A 19,465-nucleotide genomic window follows, 5' to 3' on the forward strand; every position below is an offset into this window, starting at 1 on the left:
ATCAGCCCTGAAGGGCAGAACGCCCATCGCCGCCCTCAAGGACTGGCAACGCCAAAGGCCCGAGCTGTTCAGGAAGCGCGTCTACAATCACACGGGATGCGACATCTAATCCATAGATCGTGTCACGCCATATAAGGCCCATGCAACCTGAAAGGCGGAGGCCAGCATGAAGATCACGAGGGCGGGCAGCACAGCCTCGGTCAGGGGGCCGGGCGACTGGTTCACCGGCAGCGTGCGCATCGACCCGCTGTTTCAGACCGAAGCCCCCGCACGGGGCGCGGGCGCGGCGGTCACCTTTGAACCCGGCGCCCGCACCGCCTGGCACACCCATCCGGCGGGGCAAACGTTGATCGTGACCGCAGGACGCGGCCGCGTGCAGCGCGAAGGCGGCCCGATCGAGGAAATCCGGCCCGGCGATGTGGTCTGGTTTCCCGCGGGCGAAAAGCACTGGCACGGCGCGGCGCCGGAGGTGGCGATGACGCATATCGCCATTCAGGAGGCCGTGGATGGCATCGCGGTCACCTGGCTGGAACAGGTCAGCGATGCCGATTACCTTGGCTGATCCCGCAACCCTGTCGCGGCGCGGGTTCCTGATCGGCCTGACCTGGGCCGCATCCTATGCCTTCACCGCGCCGGCCATGGCCAGAGAGACCCCCATGCGAATGACATGCCGGTTTGCCGGTCAGGCATTCACCGTCCGGCTGAACGACAGCCCGGCAGCGCGTGACCTGTTCGCGTTGCTGCCGCTCGATCTGCGGATCGAGGACTACGCCCATAACGAGAAGATCGCCTATCTGCCGCGCAAGCTGACCGAGGAGGGTGCAGGCCCGTTTGGTGATGAGGCGGCAGGCCATGTCTGCACCTATGCGCCCTGGGGCAACCTCGTGTTCTTCCACGCGCCCTACCGCTATTCCCGCGGGCTGATCCGGCTGGGCCGGATCGAGGGCGGCATCGCGCCGCTTTTGCTGCGCGGCACCTATCCGCTTGGCCTGACACGGATCGGCTGAGCCTTTTCTCCGCAAAGGACATCACCATGAAAGACAAGGTCATCATCATCACCGGCGCCTCCTCCGGGATCGGCGAGGCGACCGCGCGGCTGCTGGCCGCGAAGGGGGCGAAAGTGGTTCTGGGCGCGCGCCGCGAGGACCGACTGAAGGCGCTGGCCGCCGAAATCACCGCAGCGGGCGGCGAGGCGGTCTGGCAGGTGCTGGATGTCACCAAACAGGCCGACAATGACGCCATCGTCAAACTGGCCAAAGATACCTATGGCCGGGTAGACGTGATCTTCCTCAATGCCGGGATCATGCCCAGTTCGCCGCTTTCGGCACTGAGAACCGACGACTGGCATGACATGGTGGATATCAACATCAAGGGCGTGCTGAACGGCGTGGCGGCGGTGTTGCCCGTATTCATCGCGCAAAAATCCGGCCATGTGATTGCGACGTCCTCGGTGGCGGGGCTCAAGGCCTATCCGGCGGCGGCGGTCTATGGCGGAACCAAGTTCTTTGTCCGCGATTTCATGGAAATCCTGCGTATGGAATCCGCGATGGAGGGCACCAATATCCGCACCGCCACCATCTTTCCGGCCGCAGTCAACACCGAATTGCTGGGCACCATCAGTGACATTGGCACCGCGGCGGGCATGGCAGCACTTTATGAACAGGTCGGCATCACGTCCGACCGGATCGCCAATGTCGTGGCCTTTGCCATTGAACAACCCGCCGACACGAATGTCAGCGAACTGACCGTCGGCCCCACGGTGCAGGCCTGGTAAGCGCTTGCGGCGGCTGGGGAGCCCGCCGCCGGATACCCTGATTCAGCCGGCGACGGCATATTTGCGCCCCAGTTCATGCCCGCCCGTTATCAAGCAGCGCCTGCACATGGCGCGGGCCGACCGGGCGGATGCCCAGCGGGTTGAGCGCCTTGATCGAATAGTAACCGCGCGTGATGTGATCCATGTTCACCGTCTCGCGCACCCCCGGCAGGTTCAGGATCCGCGCCATATAGGCCGAGAGGCGCGGGTAATCCGCGATCTGGCGCAGGTTGGTCTTGAACAGCCCGTGATAGGCCGCGTCAAAGCGGATCAGGGTGACGAAGGTGCGGATGTCGGTTTCGGTCAGGCGGTCGCCGAGCAGGTAGTCGCCGGTCAGCCGCGTCTCCAGCAGGTCGAGCGTTTCGAACACGCCTGCCACCGCCTCGTCATAGGCCGCCTGCGTGCTGGCGAAACCGGCCTTGTAGACACCATTGTTCAGCCGGTCATAGATCACCGGGTTCAGCGCCTCGATCTCCCCGGCCAGATCGGCGGGGTAGAGCCGCAGATCCGAGGGCACCAGATGCTCGAACGCAGTATCGAACATGCGCAGGATGTCGGCGCTTTCGTTGCTGACCATGACGCCCTGTTTCATGTCCCACAGCACCGGCACCGTGGCGCGGCCGGTGAAATGCGGGTCGGCGCGGGTATAGATCTGGTGCATGAATTCGGCCCCGAACAGCGGGTCGTCCTCCGCCCCCGGATAGCCGCCGAAGCGCCAGCCCTGATCGGTCATCACCGGGTTGACCACCGTCACCGGGATCACCGCATCCAGCCCCTTGAGCTTGCGCGCGATCAGCGTGCGCGAGGCCCAGGGGCAGATCAGCGCGACATAGAGCCGGTAGCGCCCCGCCTCGGCCGCAAAGCCGCCGGTGCCGGTCGGGCCGGGGCGGCCGTCGGCGGTGATCCAGTTGCGAAAGCTGGATACCTGCCGCACGAACCGGCCCTTTTCATCGGCCTTCTGCACCGGCTGCCAGTTTTCCACCCATTTTCCATCGACAAGCATGTGCAGGCTCCTTACCGGGCGTGGAACACAAAGGACCGCATCGAGATCGAGCCGAGGTCGATCACATCGGTCATGTAGGTCAGATCGTCCCCGCTATCCGAGGCGCCCGCGATGGTCAGCGCGGGCAGGTAGTGATCGACCGAGGGATGCGCCATTTGCAGCAGCGACCCCAGCTTGCCGCGATTGGCAAGCGTCGCGAAGTCGCGGTCGGTCAGGCGATCGGCGAACAGGCTGTCGAATTCCTGAGCGAAATCGAGCGTCCGACTGTTCGGCCCCCATTGCACCGCGCGCAGGTTATGCACCACATTGCCCGACCCCAGGATGAGCACGCCGCGATCGCGCAGCTGCGCCAGCTCGCGCCCGATTTCAAGCTGATAGTCCAGCCCCTTCGACATGTCGATGGAGATCTGGAACACCGGCACATCGGCATCGGGATAAAGGAATTTCAGCACCGTCCAGGCGCCGTGATCCAGCCCCCAGGTGTCGTCCTCCTCGGCGTGATGGCTGGCCAGCAGGCTGACCACCTCGCGCGCCAGTGTCGGGTCGCCCGGGGCGGGATAGCGTTGCTGAAACAGCGCCTCGGGGAAGCCGTAGAAATCATGGATGGTCTTCGGCATGGCCGAGACATCGACCAGCGTCGTGCCCCGCGTCATCCAATGCGCCGAAACGACAAGGATCGCGCGGGGGCGCGGCAGGTCGCGGCCCAGTTCGGTCCAGGCGCGGCTGTATTTCGTATCCTCGATGGCGTTCATCGGGCTGCCATGGCCCAGAAAGACCAGCGGCATCCGGTCACTGGGGGCCAGCCCGTCGCGCAGCGAGGCAAGGGTCCGGGTCGTGTTCATCGTCGCATCTCCTGTCGCCGGAAGGGAAGGGGAGGGCGCCACATGGGCGCCCCCGGATGGTCAGGCAAACTGGCCGAGCAGCCGGTCAAGGAAGGGCAGGCGCAGCGCCATGGCGCCCCGGCCCAGCAGGGCGATCACCCCCTGAACCATCGCCCAGAACAGCGGGAATTCCCAACCGCCGCCTTCACCGGAAAACAGCCAGCCATTGCCCGAATGCACCCAGGCCGCGCCCAGAAGCACCGGGATCAGCGCCAGCGCCACCAGCCGGGTCGCAACGCCGAGGATCAGCGCCGCACCGCCCGCCAGCTCGGCCAGAATGGTCAGATAGGCCAGCGCGCCGGGCAGGCCGAGGCTTTCGAAATAGCCCACGGTCCCGGCGATGGTGAACACATTCACCTTCAAGAGCCCATGCGCCAGGAACATGACACCGCTTGAAACCCGAAGCAGCGTGGCGGCGAGATTGACGTTGCGATCCATGGCCATGTCCTTTCAGGCGATTTGCCATTGCGGCGCGATGGCGGTGCCAAGGCCCAGCACATAGCCGAACTGGATGTTCAGAAAGCCCAGCGGCTCCAGATAGCGGGCGTTCTTCAGCGGACCGGCATCGACCGGCACCAGACCGATGTCGCGGGCCAGTTGGCTCACCCGGTCGCGCGCCGCCGCATCGTCGGAGGCGACGAAGGTCTGAAGTGGCTGGTCCTTGATCGAAAGGCCCGTGGCGTAATGCTGCGCGAAGATGGTGTTGAACGCCTTCACCACGGTGGCGCCGGGCAGAAGCCGCGCGATTTCCTCGGCGGCGGAACTGTCATGCCCGACGACGAGGCCCGAGAATTCGGCATTGACCGGGTTCGACAGGTCGATGACCAGCTTGCCGCTGAAATCGGCGGCCTTGGCCACATCCGCCGCCGCGCCATAGGGTGTGGCGAGGATCACCACATCCGCCCCGGCCACGGCCGCCTTCAGATCAGCGTCGCGGCCATGGGCCACGGCCGCATGCCCGGCCTTCGCCAGCGCCCCGGCAAGCCCGGAGCCGATATTTCCATTCCCGATGACCGCGATATTCATCTGCTTTTCCTTTCTGCCGCCCCGTCCGGGCGCCGTGTTTCGATGACAGATATTTACGGCTTGGCAATAACGAACAAAATGGCGATGTTATGGATTGACTATAACCATTATATTCTGAATTGACCGATGGATACACTTGACCAACTCCGCGCCTTTGTCGCCGTGGCGCAGGCCGGTTCCTTTACCGCCGGTGCCGGTCAGATCGGCGTGTCGAACCGGCTGAGTTCGAAATATGTGGCCGAGCTGGAGGCCCGGCTGGGCGTGCGGCTGTTCCAGCGCACCACGCGCAAGGTCGGGCTGACGCCAGCGGGCGAGGATCTGCTGGCCCGTGCGCCCGCGTTGCTGGAAGAGATGGAGACCCTGCTGGCCAGCATTGCCGAGGGTTCGCGCGGGTTGACCGGCACCATCCGCATCGCGGCGCCCGTGACCTTTGGCGAGGTCTATGTCGGGCCGATGCTGGGGCGGTTCGCGGCGCTGCATCCGGGGCTGACGTTCGATCTGCGGCTGGATGACGGCTATACCGATCTCGCGGCGACCGGCGTCGATCTGGCCTTCCGCATCGGCGCGACGCAGATGCAGTCGCTGCGGGTGCGCAAGCTGGGGGTGGTGCGGTCGGTGCTGGTGGCCAGCCCCGCCCATGTCGCCACCGCGGGCGCCCCCGAAAGCCCCGAGGCGCTGGCGCGGCACGTCTGCATCCTCGACAGCAATCGCCAGTCGCCGCGCCGTTGGGTCTTTCTGCGAGGCGGGGCCGAACATGTCGTGCATGTCGAGGGGCGGTTTCAGGTCAATTCGGGGCGCGCGGCGGGGGCACTGGCCGCCGCCGGGCTGGGACTGGCCTATGTGCCGCGCTTTGCCATCGCCGAGGCGCTGCATAATGGCGTGCTGATCCCGGTGATGACGGGCTTTGAGGGCACCGCCACGACGCTGAGCGCGGTCTATCTTGAAGGACGCGCCCTGCCGCGCAAGGTGCGGGCGCTGATCGACTTTGCCCATGACGACATCCGTACCGCCGGAATCCTTTGAGCTGCCCTTCATGCCGAGTGTTCAGCCAAGGCCCACCTGACTGATGTGGTCGGGTCATCTTTCCGGTGCTCTTCGATGGTCGGCTCGACGTATGAGCAGGGCATGGAAATCTCCATGTAACGCTCTGACGTTACTCGTTTGTCGCAACCAAAAATAGAATGTGCCCTTGAACGGTTCTTGAATCGGATAATCAGGGTTATGTATTCATAAAATCAACCCGGTGCCGCCGCTCGCCAGATGGCAGGCGGTGGCGCCAGGGTCACAACAAGCCAAGCCAGCGTGGCAGGGCCAGCGAAAGGTCGGGCCAGAAGCTTGTGACCAGCATCACCGGCAAGGCCACGAACAGCAGGATCAGCAAGGCAGGCCGCACCGCATCCAGCACCGACGCCCGGCAGACCCGGCAGGACATGTAGAGGATCGGCGCCATCGGCGGGCTGTTGGCGCCGATGACCACCGAACAGGCCACGATGGAGGCGAATTGCACCGGGCTGACCCCCGATGCTTCCATCAGCGGCAGGAACAGCGGCGCGACCACGACGGTGCAGGACACGTCATCCATCAATGCGCCTGCGACCACCAGTACCAGATTGACCAGAAGGATGGCGCCGATGGGCGAAGTTGCGATGCCCTGAACCGCGTCCGACAGGTCTTGCGGGATGCGTTCGGATGCCATGATCCGCGAGATCAGGAAGGAAAATAGCAGGATCAGGATGATGGAGCCGGTCGTCTCTGCCGTGCGGACCAGCGCCTCTGCCAGGTTGCGCAGCTTCAGCTCGCGATAGATGAAAACCCCGATCAGGATGGATGCGACAGCGGCGACAGCGGCAGCTTCGGTCGGGGTGACGAACCCGCCGTAGATCCCCCCGAGGATGATCACCGGAAGCGACAAGGCGGGCAGCGCCGACAGCGCCACCTGCCCAAAGCTTTGGGCGTTGTCTCGCGGGGGCGGCAGAATATCAGGGTTCCGGGCAACGGTGACGCGGTTGAAAACCAGCAGCCCGGCAATCAGCAGGATCGCGGGCAGGATCGAGGCGGCAAAGCAGGCGGCAACCGATTGCCGGGTGACCACGGCAAACAGGATCATGGTGATCGAGGGCGGGATGAGGATGCCCAGCAGCGACGAGACCCCCAGAAGCGCAGCCGTATAGCCGCGGGGATAGCCACGCTCTTCCATCGGTCTGGACATGATGGTGCCCATCGAGGCCACCGCCGCAGAGGCCGTTCCGGCAATAGCGCCGAAGATCGCCGAGGACAGCACGATCACACTGCCCATGCCGGACCGGCCTGTGGCGATGCGACCCACAAATTCGATGATCCGGCGGGCGATGCCGCCCCGGTCCATCAGATAGCCGGTGAAGATGAACAGCGGCAGTGCGAGCAGCACGACCGAGTCGAGCGACCTGTAGCCCTGCAACATCAGCGTGTTCAGATTGGCGTCATAGATCCATGCCAGAAAGCCTGTCACCAGCGCAAAGCTGAAGGCGACCGGCACGCCGACGGCCAGCAGGACCACAAGCAACGGCACGGCAAGCAGGCCGGTCATCGTCAAACTCCTTTTGCGCGGCGAAGGGCCTTCAGGCTGTGGATCACATCGCGCAGCGCGTAGATCAGACAGCCGACCGAGCCGACGACGAGCGACATCTGTGGCACCCACATCGGGATGCCGAACGAGGGCGTGAACTGCGGCCGCTGCATGCCCCAGGCAAGCATGCGATAGGTCCAGTAGCTGAACAGCGCTGTGGCACACACGGTGCAAAGCGCCACAACAAGCTGTTGCAAGGCGCGTTGACGCGGATCGACCAGCTTTTCGTTCAGCCAGTCCACCACAAGATGCTGGTGCCTGCGTGACGCGGTTGCCGCGCCAAGCATGTAGCTGGCCATCGCGAAAAGCCCGATGATCTCGAATATTCCGACAACGGAAATGTTGGCGAAACGGGCGACGATCAGAAAGACCATCAGCGAAACCACCACCGCCATGGCGATAGCTGCGAGCGTGTCAAGCACGCCCGCAGCCAGTTTGCCAAACCCGGCCATGCGCATCAGAACTCGGCGGCGTTGGCACGGACCTTGTCCATGATCTCCTGCCCGATGCGCTTGTCCATCTGCGGCCAGACCTCGTCACGCACCTTGCGGGCAATCGGGGCAAGATCCGAGTCCGAGGGTTCGATATATTCGATGCCCGCCTCTTTCGCCTTCTCGACATAGCCTGCGTCGATGGTCCGGGCGGAATCGAAGCCGTCCTGCATCACGACCTGCGCGGCATCGGCCACGACCTTCTTCTGCTCGTCGCTGAGACCGGCCCAGAATTCGCCATTGGCGGAAATGACGCCGGTGATGAACTGCTGGCGGGTGCGGTTGTAGTAGTTGATCGTGTCTCGGAAATATTCGTAATCCCAATAGATCACGTTGGCCGCATCCCCGTCGACAACCCCGGTCTGGATCGAGGTGAAGGTTTCCGACCAGTCGATCGAGGCCGTCTGATACCCCATCGCCTGCAAGGATTCCGCCATCGGGAACATCGTCGGCACCCGCACCTTCAGCGAGGCGGCTTCTTCCAGCGATTTGGCGTATTTGCCTTTGGTTGCCACGCCGTTGAAGCCCTCGGGCCAGGCGCCGAAGAATTTCAGCCCGATGTCGGAATAGACCTCGTCCAGAATGCCGTTCAGCCAGCCGCCCTGCCCGTAGGCCTTGAAGGCATCATCCCAGCTTTTCAGCATGTAGGGCGTGTAAAGCAGCCCGATCCGTTCGTCGTAAGAGGTGGAGGGCCAGTTGATCATCAGCTGCACATCATTGGCGACGAACAGGTCAAAGATCTCCTGCTGGCCGCCCAGTTCGTTCTGGTAGAAGATGTTGACCTTGATGTCGCCCTTGGTGCCCTCTTCGATCAGCGAGGCCCATTTTTCCATCGCATCGCCGGTGGGCGAGCCTTTGGCGCCCGAATCCGTCGCCAGCTTGATCGTCATGCTTTGCGCGGATGCGGTCAGGGCAATCAGGCTGACGCCTGCAGCAAGGGCGAGGGTCTTGAGTGCGGTGATCGGCATGACAATCCTCCATGTTGCGTCATGTCTGGCCTGCGATTGCAGGGCGCGGCATCCGGCGCGCGTGCCGCGCTGCCGGCCGCTGCGATTCCGTTACCTGCACCGCCACATGACGCCGCCTTGACAAAATTGTTACCCCTCTCCGCACACTTGTGTCCACAGAAATTATTGGCAGTAGCGCGCAAACTGCCGCCGGATGCTTCGGGCATTGCGCCCTGCGGCCGGCCCCGCGTATTCTGGCCGCAGAAACGGGAACAATCAGGGATTGGCGCGTGCGGGACAGGGATTCGACAGGGGGGCAGGTTGACGATGCCGAAGACCGGGCCGAACGGCGAACCAGACAGGACTGGCTGGATCTGGCACTGCGGACCCTTGTCGACGAAGGCATTGACAATGTCAAAATCCAGATCATGTCCAAGCAGTTGAACGTCGCAAGATCCAGTTTTTACTGGCATTTTGAAAGCCGCGAGGCATTGCAGCAAGCCATGTTGGACGATTGGCTGCGCAAGAATACCAGCCCGATCATCGAACGCGCGATGCGCCCGGCGCCGGATGTCATTTTCGCGGTGATCAATGTCTTTGAATGCTGGCTGGATGAAACGCTGTTCAGCCCGGCGCTGGACATGGCGGTGCGTCTTTGGGCGCGACGTTCCGCAGAGGTGCGCGATGTCGTGACCCAGGCTGATGGAATCAGGGTAGATGCCCTGCGCCGCATGTTCCTGCGCTATGCCTATCCCGAAGAGGAGGCTCTGATCCGCGCGCGCACCCTGTATTACACGCAGATCGGGCAATATACGCTGGAGGATTTCGAGCCCCCGGAGGTCCGGTTCTCGCGCGGTCCCGCCTATCTGCACATCTTCTCGGGACAGGAGCCGACGGCCGCGCATCGTGCACATCTGTCGAAATGTATTGAGGAAAAGTTCTTCGTGCCCCTGCGGGCCAAAATGGCTGACAAGGGAGGCGACTGAGCGGCGGAAACGGCAGCCCCTCGGAAACTCTGGACATAAGTGTACGGTCATGTCACCTTCCTGAAAACAGGGAGGCTCACCATGCTGAATCACTATAGGGTCGTCATCATCGGCGGGGGCGTGGTCGGCGCCTCGGTTGCTTATCATCTTGCGAAATTCGGCTGGACCGATGTGGCCATCGTCGAGCGGGACGTGCTGACCGCGGGGTCAAGCTGGCATGCCGCAGGCGGCTTTCATGCGCTGAATGCCGATCCCAACATCGCCGCACTTCAGGCCTATACGATCGACCTGCTGACCGAGGTGGGCGCGGAATCCGGCATCAATATCGGCATGCATATGACCGGCGGCATTTCCATCGCCTCGGCCCCGGCGCGGTGGGAGTGGTTGCAATCTGCTTATCGCACCTTCCAGTCGCTCGGGATCGAAGATGTGGAACTGATCGGGCCGGAAGAGATCAGGCGCCGCTGCCCCATCATCTCGACCGAGGGCATCATCGGCGGCATGTGGAGCGACCGCGAAGGCCATATCGACCCGTCGGCGGTGGTACATGCCTATGCCCGCGCCGCGAAAAACCGGGGCGCGCACATCCTGGAACATACGAAGGTCGAAAGTCTGAACCAGCGTGCGGATGGCCAATGGGAGGTTGTCACCGACAAGGGTGTGATCATCGCCGAGCATGTGGTCAATGCCGGTGGTCTCTGGGCCAAGCAGGTGGGGCGGATGGCGGGGGTCGACCTGCCGGTCACGCCGATGGAGCATCATTATCTGGTGACCGAAGCGATCCCCGAACTGGTGGCGATGCAGGGCGAAATCCCGCTGATCGTCGATCTGGAAGGCTTTACCTACACCCGGCAGGAACAGAAGGGCCTGCTTCTGGGGATCTATGAACGCGACTTCAAGCATTGGCACATGGAGGGCGCACCCTGGGATTTCGGTATCGAGCTTATCCAGGAAGACCTTGGGCGGATCGAACATGAACTCGGCCTCGGGTTCCAGCGCTTTCCCTGCCTGAACGAAGCGGGCGTCAAGCGCTGGGTCAACGGCGCCTTCACCTTCTCGCCTGACGGCAATCCGCTGGTCGGGCCGGTGCGCGGCCTGCGCAACTATTGGGTCGCCTGCGGGGTCATGGCGGGCTTCCTGCAGGGTGGCGGCGTCGGCAAGTCGCTGGCTGAATGGATGATCAGCGGCGCGCCGCAGGCCGATATCTTTGGCATGGATATTGCGCGCTACGGCGATTTTGCCTCGAACCGCGAATATATCCGTCAGACCACCGGACAATTCTATTCGCGCCGCTTCGTCATGTCCTACCCGAACGAGCAGCTTCCGGCTGGCCGCGTGTTGAAAACGCCAGGTGCCTATGCCGACATGACTGCCGCCGGGTGTCAGTGGGGTTCGGGCTGGGGGCTGGAACAGCCGCTGTATTTCGCTCCGGCCGGGTTCCGGGAGGAGCCTTCGCTGAAACGGTCGAATGCTTTCGATCTTGTCGGGGCCGAAGCGCAGGCGGCGCGCGAGGGGGTGGCGCTTCTCGATATCACCGCCTTTTCGCGGTACGAGGTCACCGGCCCCGGGGCCGAAGCCTGGCTGGCGCGCACCTTCGCCTGCAAGCTGCCAAAGCCGGGCCGGGCGGGCCTTGCGCCCATGCTGTCCGAAGATGGCAAGCTGAAGGGCGATCTGTCCCTGCTGAACTGGGGGAATGGCACCTGGTGGATCATGGGATCGTATTATCTGCGCCAGTGGCACATGCGCTGGTTCGAGGGCACCCTGCCCGTCGGTGTCACCTTGCGCGATATCTCGGATTCGGTCGGGGGGTTCGCTGTGACCGGCCCCCGCTCCCGCGAGGTATTGCAGAAACTCAGCCATCAGGACCTGTCCTCCCGCGCTTTGCCGTTCATGGGGCTGGCGCAGGTGGATCTGGGGCTGCTGCGCACCCGCGTAGCCCGCATGTCGGTCACGGGCGAACTGGGGTTTGAGATCAACGTCGGCGCGCTGGAACATGCCAGCCTGCGCAAGATGCTGCTTGAGGCGGGCGCCGCGTTCGGTATCCGCGAAATCGGCTTCAACGCCGTTCTGTCACTGCGGCTGGAAAAGAGCTTCGGCATCTGGTCGCGCGAATTCACCCAGGGCTATACGCCGGGCGAAACCGGGCTGTCGCGGTTCATTGACTGGACCCGCGAAGGCTTTGTCGGGCGCACGGCGGCGCTGGCCGAACGCGACGCGCCCTCATCGCGCACCGTCGTGACGCTGGAAGTGGACGCCACCGATGCCGATGCCACCGGATATGAGCCCGTCTGGCAGGATGGCCGGCTGGTCGGTTTTGTCACGTCGGGCGGTTATGGCCATACCATCGGCAAGAGCCTTGCCATGGCCATGGTCGACCGCAGCGTTGCGGCGTCCGGCACCGCGCTCAGCCTGCATATCGTGGGCCAGGAAGTGACGGCGCGGGTCATTCCGCCCTCGCCTTATGACCCTGAAGGATCGGCGCTGCGCGCCTGACCGCCCTGCCCCGCCGCCCGCAGGCGGGGCCTCTCACAGCCGGAAGATCGTGATGACAAGGCACTATTCGGCCCTCTCTCTGGTGAAAGAGGGTCTCAACAACCAGAAGGGCTGGGTCCGCGCCTGGGAAAGCCGGGCGCCGAAGCCGCGCTATGATGTCGTAATCATCGGCGGCGGCGGTCATGGCCTTGCCACGGCCTATTATCTGGCGCGGACCCACGGGATCACCAATGTCGCGGTGATCGAAAAGGGCTGGCTGGGCGGCGGCAATACCGGGCGCAACACCACGGTGGTGCGGTCGAACTATTTTTTCCCGGAAAGCGTGCGGCTTTATGACATGTCGCTGAAGCTCTACGAGGGCCTGTCGCGCGAGCTCAACTATAACATCATGCTGTCGCAGCGCGGCATGATCAGCCTCGCCCATACCCCCGCCGAGATGGAGATGTCCGCCCGCGTGGTGAACGCCATGCAGATCAACGGCACCGATGCCGAGCTTTTCGGCCCCGAGGACGTGCGGCGGGTGCTGCCGATCTACAATTTTTCCGACAAGGCCCGGTATCCGGCGCTTGGCGGGGTCTGGCAGGGTCGCTCCGGTACGGCCCGGCACGATGCGGTGGCATGGGGCTATGCCCGCGCGGCCTCCCGTCTCGGGGTCGACATCCTCCAGCAATGCGAGGTGCAGGATTTTCTGATCGAGGGTGGGCGCTGCCGGGGGGTCGTCACCAGTCGCGGCACGATCCGGGCGGATCGTGTGGGCATGGCGGTGGCGGGCCATTCGTCGCAAATGGCAGCACGGGCCGGGTTCCGCCTGCCCGTCGTATCCTACGCGCTGCAGGCCTGCGTGTCCGAGCCGGTGAAACCCGTGCTTGATACCATCGTCCTGTCCCCCGGCGCGGGCACCTATGCGAGCCAGTCCGACAAGGGCGAAATGGTGGTGGGCGGCGGGTTGGATCGCATCCCCTCTTACGGTCAGCGTGGCAACCTGCCGGTGCTGGAAACGGTTTTGTCAGGTCTGGTCGAGATGTTTCCGGCCTTCCGCCAGCTCAGGCTGATGCGGCAATGGGCGGGGATCGTGGATGTGGTGCCCGACAGTTCGCCCATCCTCGGGGAAAGCCCGCTGCCGGGTCTGTTCCTGAACTGCGGCTGGGGAACCGGCGGGTTCAAGGCGATCCCGGCGGGCGGCACCCTGCTTGCACACCTTCTGGCCACCGGCACCCATCACGATATCTCGCGCCCTTTCGATCTGGACCGCTTTGCCACCGGCCGCCTGATCGACGAGGCCGCAGGTTCCGGCATCGCACACTGAGGCATCATCCATGCAGATCTTTTCCTGCCCGTTTTGCGGCCCCCGGCCCGAATACGAATTCCACTTCGGGGGCGATCTGGGCAATCACCGCCCCGAAGGCCCCGAGGTTTCGGCTGAAGTCTGGGCGCAATACCTGCACTTCCGCAACAACCCCAAGGGTGCCTCGGAGGAGATCTGGCTGCATATGACCTGTGGCGAAATCTTCGCGCTACAGCGCGATACCCTGACGATGGAGGCCGCCCCCGGCCAGGCGCTGACCGCAGCGGAGGGCCGGCCATGACCGCACGCCGCCTGCCCCGCGGGGGCGAGATCGACCGCACGCGCCCGCTGCGCTTCACTTTCGACGGCCAGGCGGTTTCCGGGTTCCATGGTGATACGCTGGCATCCGCCCTGCTGGCTTCGGGCCAGCCCGTCCTTGGCCGCAGCTTCAAGTATCGCCGCCCACGCGGATTGTTCGGTGCGGGTGTGGAAGAGCCGAACATCTATGCCGATGTGACCGGAGACGGACAGTTCCGCCCCAATCAGCGCGTGACCACCGAACCCGCCATCGAAGGGCTCGATCTGCGTGCGGTCAACGCGAGCCCGACCGCGCGCAATGACCGCACGGGATTCATCGACCTCTGTGCGCGCTTCATCCCTTCGGGCTTCTACTACAAGACCTTCATGTGGCCCGACTGGCATCTGTTCGAGCCGCGCATCCGCGCCATGGCCGGTCTGGGCCGGGTGGAAACCGGCCAGACCGGACCGTCGGGGGATCAGATAAACCATTTCTGCGATGTGGTTGTCGTGGGTGCCGGGCCGGTTGGCATTGCCGCCGCGCTGGCGCTGGCCCGGCGGGGTGACGAGGTGATGCTGGTCGATGAGGGCAGCCGCATTGGCGGAAGCCTGCTTTATCGGGACGCCCGGATCGACGGCGTGCCGGGCGCCGACTGGCTGCCTGCCGCCAGTGCCGAACTGGCCGCCCTGGGCGTAAGGGTTCTGACCCGCACCACCGCTTTCGGTATCTATGACCATGGTCTGATCGCGCTGAACCAGAGGCGAGAAGCCGGACGGCCGGATACGTTGTGGCGAGTGCGGCCGGATCGCATCGTTCTGGCGGCAGGAGCGATCGAGCGTCCCCTGCCCTTCGCGCAGAACGATCTGCCCGGCATCCTGTCGGCGCAGGCGGGACTGGCCTATCTGCGCCGGTTTGCGGTCCTGCCCGGCGCCCGTCTGGTCATCGCGACCAACAACTCAACGGGCGCCGAGGTGGCGGGGGCCATGGCAGCGGCAGGGGCGAGCGTGACCCTGATCGACCGCAGGCCGCAGGCCACCGGGCCGGACACCGTTGATCTGCGGGCAGGCCGCAGCCTCCGCCGTGCCTTTGGCCGTGGCCAGGTGACGGGGGTCGAACTGGATGATGGCACGCGGCTAGATTGCGATGGCGTTCTGGTCTCCGGCGGATTTACCGCCAGCATCCACCTTTTTGCGCAGGCGCGTGGCAAGCTGGCCTGGGATGACCGCCGCCTCACCTTCCTGCCGGGCGCGGAGGTTCCGGGCCTCACTGTCATCGGTGCTGCCGCCGGGCATTTTACGCTCGCCGACGGGCTCGCCGCGCTGCCCGCAGCGCTTGGCCTGTCCTCCGCGCCGGTCGCCGAAAGCGCGCCTTACGATATCACACCTGCCTGGCCTGAACCCGGCCGGAAGGACCGGGTCTGGGTGGACTATCAGCATGATGTCACCGCCAAGGATGTCGAACTGGCCGCGCGCGAGAATTTCGTCTCTGTCGAGCATCTGAAGCGCTACACGACCCTTGGCATGGCTACTGATCAGGGCAAGACCTCGAACCTGAACGGGCTGGCGCTGATGGGGCAGATCACCGGGCGCACCATTCCCGAGGTCGGCACCACGACCTATCGCCCGCCTTTCACCCCCGTGCCCTATGCCAGCTTTGCCGGGCCGCGCGGGGCGAGCCGCATGAACCCCGTGCGCCGCCTCGCGCTGGAGACGCAGCATCGCGCGGCGGGGGCCGTGCTGGCGGAATACGGCGGATGGCTGCGTCCCGTTCATTATGGCCGGGACGAAACGGCCATCCTGACCGAGGCGCGAATGGCGCGGCAGGCGGTCGGGCTGTTCGATGCCTCGCCTCTGGGCAAGATCGAGGTCATCGGCCCGGATGCGGCGGAGTTTTTGGATTTCATCTATTACAACACCATGTCGACGGTGAAGTCCGGCCATTGCCGCTATGGCTTTATCCTGTCTGAAAGCGGCGTGGTGTTCGACGACGGTGTGCTGGTGCGGCTTGATGACGACAGGTTCGTGGTGTCCTGCTCATCCTCCCATACCGCTGGCGTCCATGCCCTGCTGGAGGAATGGCGGCAGGACAGGTTCCCTCGCAAAGCTATCTTCATCCACAACGCCACAGCAGAAACCGCCACGATCACCGTGTCTGGCCCCCGCGCTCGCGATACCATTGCGGCGGCGGGCATCGCGGCGGATCTTTCGGATGCGGCTTTCCCGCATATGACAAGCCGCTGGCTGGCTGCCGAGGCGCTGCGCCTGACGCGGGTCAGTTTTACGGGCGACCGTTCGTATGAAATCTCGGTCCGGCAGGATCGCGCAGCGGCCTTGTGGGACCGGCTTGCCGAAGCCGCCGCACGCCATGGTGGTGGCCCGGCCGGGATCGAGGCCATCATGATCCTGCGCGCCGAGAAGGGTTTCCTTGTCATCGGCAAGGATTCCGATGGCATGACGCGCCCGATGGATCTTGGCGTCTCCGGCCCGCTGCGGACAAAGAAGGCAGAGTTTATCGGTCGGCGTTCGCTGTTTCAGGAAGAGGCGCAGCGCCCGGACCGCAATCAACTGGTTGGACTGCTGCCCGCCGATGATCAGGGTCTGCTGCCGGTGGGGGGGCATGGTCTTGACCTGTCGGGATCAGTGCCGCGTTCCATCGGTTATATTACCTCCAGTTCTCCGGGCGCGGCGGTGGATCATCCGGTGGCGCTGGGGCTGATCGAACGCGGTGCCAGCCGGCATGGCGAAGAAATCGTGATCCAGCATCTTGGCCAACGCCGCCGGGCGCGAATCTGCGCCCCCTGTTTTCTTGATCCGAAGGGAGATCGGCTGAATGCCTGACCGTTCCGGCTTCTGGCCTGCCCCGCCTGCCCCCGATGCCCGGCTGGAGGGCGAGGGGCTTTCTGTTCGCCAATTGCCGCCTGTGCCGCAGGTGATGGTCAGCGGCGCTACAGACCGCTTTCTCGCGGCCCGGGGTCTTGGCCCGGCGGTCGGCCTTCTGGGGCAGGTCACACCCGAGCGCTATGCCCTGCGGCTTGCCCGGTACAGAATGCTGGTGGCTGGTGTCCGGCAGGATCATGAAACGGCGGGCTGGCAGGATGGAGTGGCCACGACGCCGATGACCGGGGCGCTGGCAGTCCTTGAAATCGCGGGACCGAACGGCATGGCGCTGTTTGCCCGTGCCTCTGCGATTGATCCACGCCTGTCCAGCGCCAGCGCCGCGCTGGATTTCGCAGGGGTTCATGCCGCCCTGTGCAGGGTGGAGGGGGTCTTGAGGCTGCATGTCGACCGGGGGCTGGTGCCCTATCTGTTCGACTGGATCGCCGCGACCGGCATGGCACGCTGAAAAACCCGGCGCCGTCAGGACGGCGCCGGGCAAGATTGCAAGGAGGCGTGGATCAGGCCTCGAACAGGTCCAGTTCCATCACCTTGACCCAGGCTGCAACGAAATCAGCCACGAATTTCGCTGCATTGTCGGACTGGGCATAGACTTCGGACAATGCGCGCAGTTGCGAGTTCGATCCGAAGACCAGATCGGCGCGCGTGCCGGTCCAGCGCAGTTCGCCCGTCTTGCGGTCCCGGCCCTCGAACCGGGTCTGATCCGCATTCGCGCCGTGCCATTCCACCGCCATGTCGAGCAGGTTGACGAAGAAGTCATTCGTCAACTGACCTTTGCGCCCGGTCAGCACCCCGTCGGCAGAGCCGTTGTAGTTGGCGCCAAGTACCCGCAGCCCGCCGACCAGCACGGTCATTTCCGGCGCGCTGAGCGTCAGAAGCTGGGCGCGATCCACCAGCATTTCCTCGGGCGCGGTTCGGAAATTGCCCTTGGAATAGTTGCGGAACCCGTCAGCCTGCGGCTCCAGCGGATCGAAGCTGGCGGCATCGGTCTGCGCTTCGGTGGCATCCATCCGGCCCGGCGTGAACGGCACGCTGACCGGGTGTCCCGCGGCGAGCGCCGCCGCTTCTACGGCAGCAGAACCACCCAGCACGATCAGATCGGCCAGCGAGACCTTCTTGCCGCCGGTCTGCGCGGCATTGAAATCGGCCTGCACGCCTTCCAGCGCGGCAAGAACGCGGGAAAGCTGCGCGGGCTGGTTGACCTCCCAGTCCTTTTGCGGCGCAAGGCGGATGCGTGCGCCATTGGCGCCACCGCGCTTGTCGGAACCCCGGAAGGTCGAGGCAGAGGCCCAGGCCGTCGCCACCAGTTCGGCGGTGCTCAGGCCGGTCGCCAGAATCCGCGCCTTCAGATCGGTGATATCGGCGGCGTCGATCAGCGCGTGATCCCGCGCCGGAATCGGGTCTTGCCAGATCAGATCCTCGGTCGGGGCTTCCGGCCCCAGATACAGCGCCTTCGGACCAAGATCACGATGCAGCAGCTTGAACCAGGCACGGGCAAAGGCATCGGCGAACTGATCAGGGTTCTGGTGGAACCGGCGCGCAATGGGTTCGTAGATGGGATCGAAGCGCAGTGACAGGTCCGCCGTTGTCATGAAGGGTGCGTGCCGGATCGCGGGATCATGCGCATCGGGGATCATGTGTTCAGGACGCACATCCTTTGCCTGCCACTGGATCGCACCGGCCGGGCTTTTCACCTGTTCCCACTCGTAGCCGAACAGCATGTCGAAATAGCCGTTGTCCCAGGTGGTCGGATTGGGTTTCCACGCCCCTTCAAAGCCTGAAGTGGTGGTGTGGATGCCCTTGCCGGTGCCGAAGCTGTTGATCCAGCCAAAGCCCTGCGCCTCGATGGCGCCGCCTTCCGGTTCAGCCCCGACCAGCGCCGGATCGCCCGCGCCATGGGCCTTGCCGAACGTATGGCCGCCAGCCACCAGCGCCACCGTTTCCTCGTCGTTCATCGCCATACGGCCGAAGGTCTCGCGCACATCGCGGCCCGAGGCGACGGGATCGGGGTTGCCGTCCGGTCCCTGCGGGTTGACGTAGATGAGGCCCATCTGTACAGCGGCCAGCGGGTTCACCAGATCCCGTTCGCCGGAATAGCGGCTGCTCGGTTTGTCCGACGTGGCAAGCCATTCGCCTTCCGGCCCCCAGTAGATATCTTCCTCCGGCGCCCAGATGTCGGCCCTGCCCCCGGCAAAGCCGAAGGTTTTGAAGCCCATGGTCTCCATCGCGACATTGCCCGCCAGCAGCATCAGATCGGCCCAGGAAATCCGGTTGCCGTATTTCTGCTTCACCGGCCACAACAGGCGGCGGGCCTTGTCCAGATTGCCGTTGTCCGGCCAGGAGTTCAGCGGCGCAAACCGCTGGTTGCCGGTCGAGCCGCCGCCCCGCCCGTCAGCGGTGCGATAGGTGCCCGCCGCATGCCAGGCCATGCGGATCATGAAGCCGCCGTAATGGCCCCAGTCGGCTGGCCACCAGTCCTGGCTGTCGGTCATCAGCGCCGCCAGATCCTTCTTCAGCCCGTCATAATCAAGCTTTTGGAACTCAGTGCGATAATCGAAACCGGCGCCCATCGGATCTGATTTCGGGCTGTGCTGATGCAGGATCGACAGGTTGAGCTGGTTCGGCCACCAGTCCTTGTTGCCGCGCCCGCCCAGCGTGGTCTGCGGCAGGCTGTGATGCATCACCGGGCAGCGCCCGGCGGGGGTATTTCCGTCCATGATTTTCCTCCCAGGATCGGCGGTTG

18 protein-coding genes and 1 pseudogene are annotated in these 19,465 nt (G+C 64.4%); 11 read left to right on the forward strand and 8 right to left on the reverse strand.

What is annotated here, in order from left to right:
- The 4 genes and pseudogenes from IE126_RS25930 to IE126_RS09010 all read left to right on the forward strand — a co-directional run.
- A pseudogene (locus IE126_RS25930) lies at positions 1–109 on the forward strand (IS481 family transposase); the annotation flags it as partial.
- Between the two features lie 57 nt (positions 110–166).
- On the forward strand, positions 167–562 hold the full coding sequence (locus IE126_RS09000) for a (R)-mandelonitrile lyase (protein WP_108129073.1): 396 nt from the start codon (positions 167–169) through the stop codon (positions 560–562).
- Positions 543–1,007: a cyclophilin-like fold protein gene (locus IE126_RS09005; RefSeq protein WP_229825362.1), complete on the forward strand. Its 465-nt coding sequence runs from the start codon at positions 543–545 to the stop codon at positions 1,005–1,007. Before IE126_RS09000 ends, IE126_RS09005 begins: the two co-directional genes overlap by 20 nt.
- A gap of 26 nt (positions 1,008–1,033) precedes the next feature.
- Positions 1,034–1,774 carry an SDR family oxidoreductase gene (locus tag IE126_RS09010; protein WP_108129072.1) on the forward strand — a complete coding sequence of 247 codons (741 nt, stop codon included), beginning with the start codon at positions 1,034–1,036 and terminating at the stop codon, positions 1,772–1,774.
- Positions 1,775–1,847: 73 nt separating this feature from the next.
- Here the strand turns inward: IE126_RS09010 and IE126_RS09015 are convergent, their stop codons facing one another.
- The 4 genes from IE126_RS09015 to IE126_RS09030 are packed head-to-tail and all read right to left on the reverse strand — an operon-like array spanning position 1,848 to position 4,723.
- Positions 1,848–2,816, reverse strand: coding sequence for a glutathione S-transferase family protein (locus IE126_RS09015; protein ID WP_189380752.1), 969 nt, complete (start codon positions 2,814–2,816; stop codon positions 1,848–1,850).
- 11 nt (positions 2,817–2,827) lie between these two features.
- Positions 2,828–3,658 carry a 4,5-DOPA-extradiol-dioxygenase gene (gene ygiD, locus IE126_RS09020; RefSeq protein ID WP_189380753.1) on the reverse strand — a complete coding sequence of 277 codons (831 nt, stop codon included), beginning with the start codon at positions 3,656–3,658 and terminating at the stop codon, positions 2,828–2,830.
- A gap of 60 nt (positions 3,659–3,718) precedes the next feature.
- The gene (locus IE126_RS09025) at positions 3,719–4,141 is read right to left on the reverse strand and encodes a DoxX family protein (RefSeq protein WP_189380754.1); all 423 of its coding nucleotides are present in this window, start codon (positions 4,139–4,141) and stop codon (positions 3,719–3,721) included.
- A 6-nt stretch (positions 4,142–4,147) separates the two neighbouring features.
- Positions 4,148–4,723, reverse strand: coding sequence for an NADPH-dependent F420 reductase (locus tag IE126_RS09030; RefSeq protein WP_108129068.1), 576 nt, complete (start codon positions 4,721–4,723; stop codon positions 4,148–4,150).
- A gap of 126 nt (positions 4,724–4,849) precedes the next feature.
- Between IE126_RS09030 and IE126_RS09035 the strand changes: the two genes are divergently transcribed.
- Entirely contained in the window at positions 4,850–5,746 is an 897-nt protein-coding gene (locus tag IE126_RS09035; protein WP_108129067.1) for a LysR family transcriptional regulator, read from the forward strand.
- A gap of 259 nt (positions 5,747–6,005) precedes the next feature.
- Here the strand turns inward: IE126_RS09035 and IE126_RS09040 are convergent, their stop codons facing one another.
- The 3 genes from IE126_RS09040 to dctP are packed head-to-tail and all read right to left on the reverse strand — an operon-like array spanning position 6,006 to position 8,787.
- The gene (locus IE126_RS09040; RefSeq protein WP_054302934.1) at positions 6,006–7,289 is read right to left on the reverse strand and encodes a TRAP transporter large permease; all 1,284 of its coding nucleotides are present in this window, start codon (positions 7,287–7,289) and stop codon (positions 6,006–6,008) included.
- Between the two features lie 2 nt (positions 7,290–7,291).
- Positions 7,292–7,786, reverse strand: coding sequence for a TRAP transporter small permease (locus IE126_RS09045; RefSeq protein ID WP_054302933.1), 495 nt, complete (start codon positions 7,784–7,786; stop codon positions 7,292–7,294).
- Positions 7,786–8,787, reverse strand: coding sequence for a TRAP transporter substrate-binding protein DctP (gene dctP / locus IE126_RS09050; RefSeq protein ID WP_189380755.1), 1,002 nt, complete (start codon positions 8,785–8,787; stop codon positions 7,786–7,788). The genes IE126_RS09045 and dctP overlap by 1 nt, the downstream gene beginning before the upstream one ends.
- 269 nt (positions 8,788–9,056) lie before the next feature.
- Between dctP and IE126_RS09055 the strand changes: the two genes are divergently transcribed.
- The 6 genes from IE126_RS09055 to IE126_RS09080 all read left to right on the forward strand — a co-directional run bounded on the left by IE126_RS09055 (position 9,057) and on the right by IE126_RS09080 (position 17,170).
- Positions 9,057–9,752, forward strand: a complete 696-nt coding sequence (locus tag IE126_RS09055; RefSeq protein ID WP_189380756.1) for a TetR/AcrR family transcriptional regulator — start codon at positions 9,057–9,059, stop codon at positions 9,750–9,752.
- 81 nt (positions 9,753–9,833) lie between these two features.
- On the forward strand, positions 9,834–12,245 hold the full coding sequence (locus IE126_RS09060) for a GcvT family protein (protein WP_189380757.1): 2,412 nt from the start codon (positions 9,834–9,836) through the stop codon (positions 12,243–12,245).
- 52 nt (positions 12,246–12,297) lie between these two features.
- Positions 12,298–13,551 (forward strand): sarcosine oxidase subunit beta family protein, encoded by a 1,254-nt coding sequence (locus IE126_RS09065; protein ID WP_189380758.1) that lies wholly within the window; start codon positions 12,298–12,300, stop codon positions 13,549–13,551.
- A gap of 10 nt (positions 13,552–13,561) precedes the next feature.
- Positions 13,562–13,831, forward strand: a complete 270-nt coding sequence (locus IE126_RS09070; protein ID WP_108129062.1) for a sarcosine oxidase subunit delta — start codon at positions 13,562–13,564, stop codon at positions 13,829–13,831.
- Entirely contained in the window at positions 13,828–16,665 is a 2,838-nt protein-coding gene (locus tag IE126_RS09075) for an FAD-dependent oxidoreductase (protein ID WP_189380759.1), read from the forward strand. Before IE126_RS09070 ends, IE126_RS09075 begins: the two co-directional genes overlap by 4 nt.
- Entirely contained in the window at positions 16,658–17,170 is a 513-nt protein-coding gene (locus IE126_RS09080) for a hypothetical protein (protein WP_189380760.1), read from the forward strand. Before IE126_RS09075 ends, IE126_RS09080 begins: the two co-directional genes overlap by 8 nt.
- Before the next feature lie 52 nt (positions 17,171–17,222).
- Here the strand turns inward: IE126_RS09080 and katG are convergent, their stop codons facing one another.
- The gene (gene katG / locus IE126_RS09085; protein ID WP_189380761.1) at positions 17,223–19,439 is read right to left on the reverse strand and encodes a catalase/peroxidase HPI; all 2,217 of its coding nucleotides are present in this window, start codon (positions 19,437–19,439) and stop codon (positions 17,223–17,225) included.
- Between the last annotated feature and the right edge of the window lie 26 nt (positions 19,440–19,465).

The organism is Gemmobacter nanjingensis (genome assembly GCF_014652195.1).
In the GTDB taxonomy this organism is placed as follows: domain Bacteria; phylum Pseudomonadota; class Alphaproteobacteria; order Rhodobacterales; family Rhodobacteraceae; genus Gemmobacter; species Gemmobacter caeni.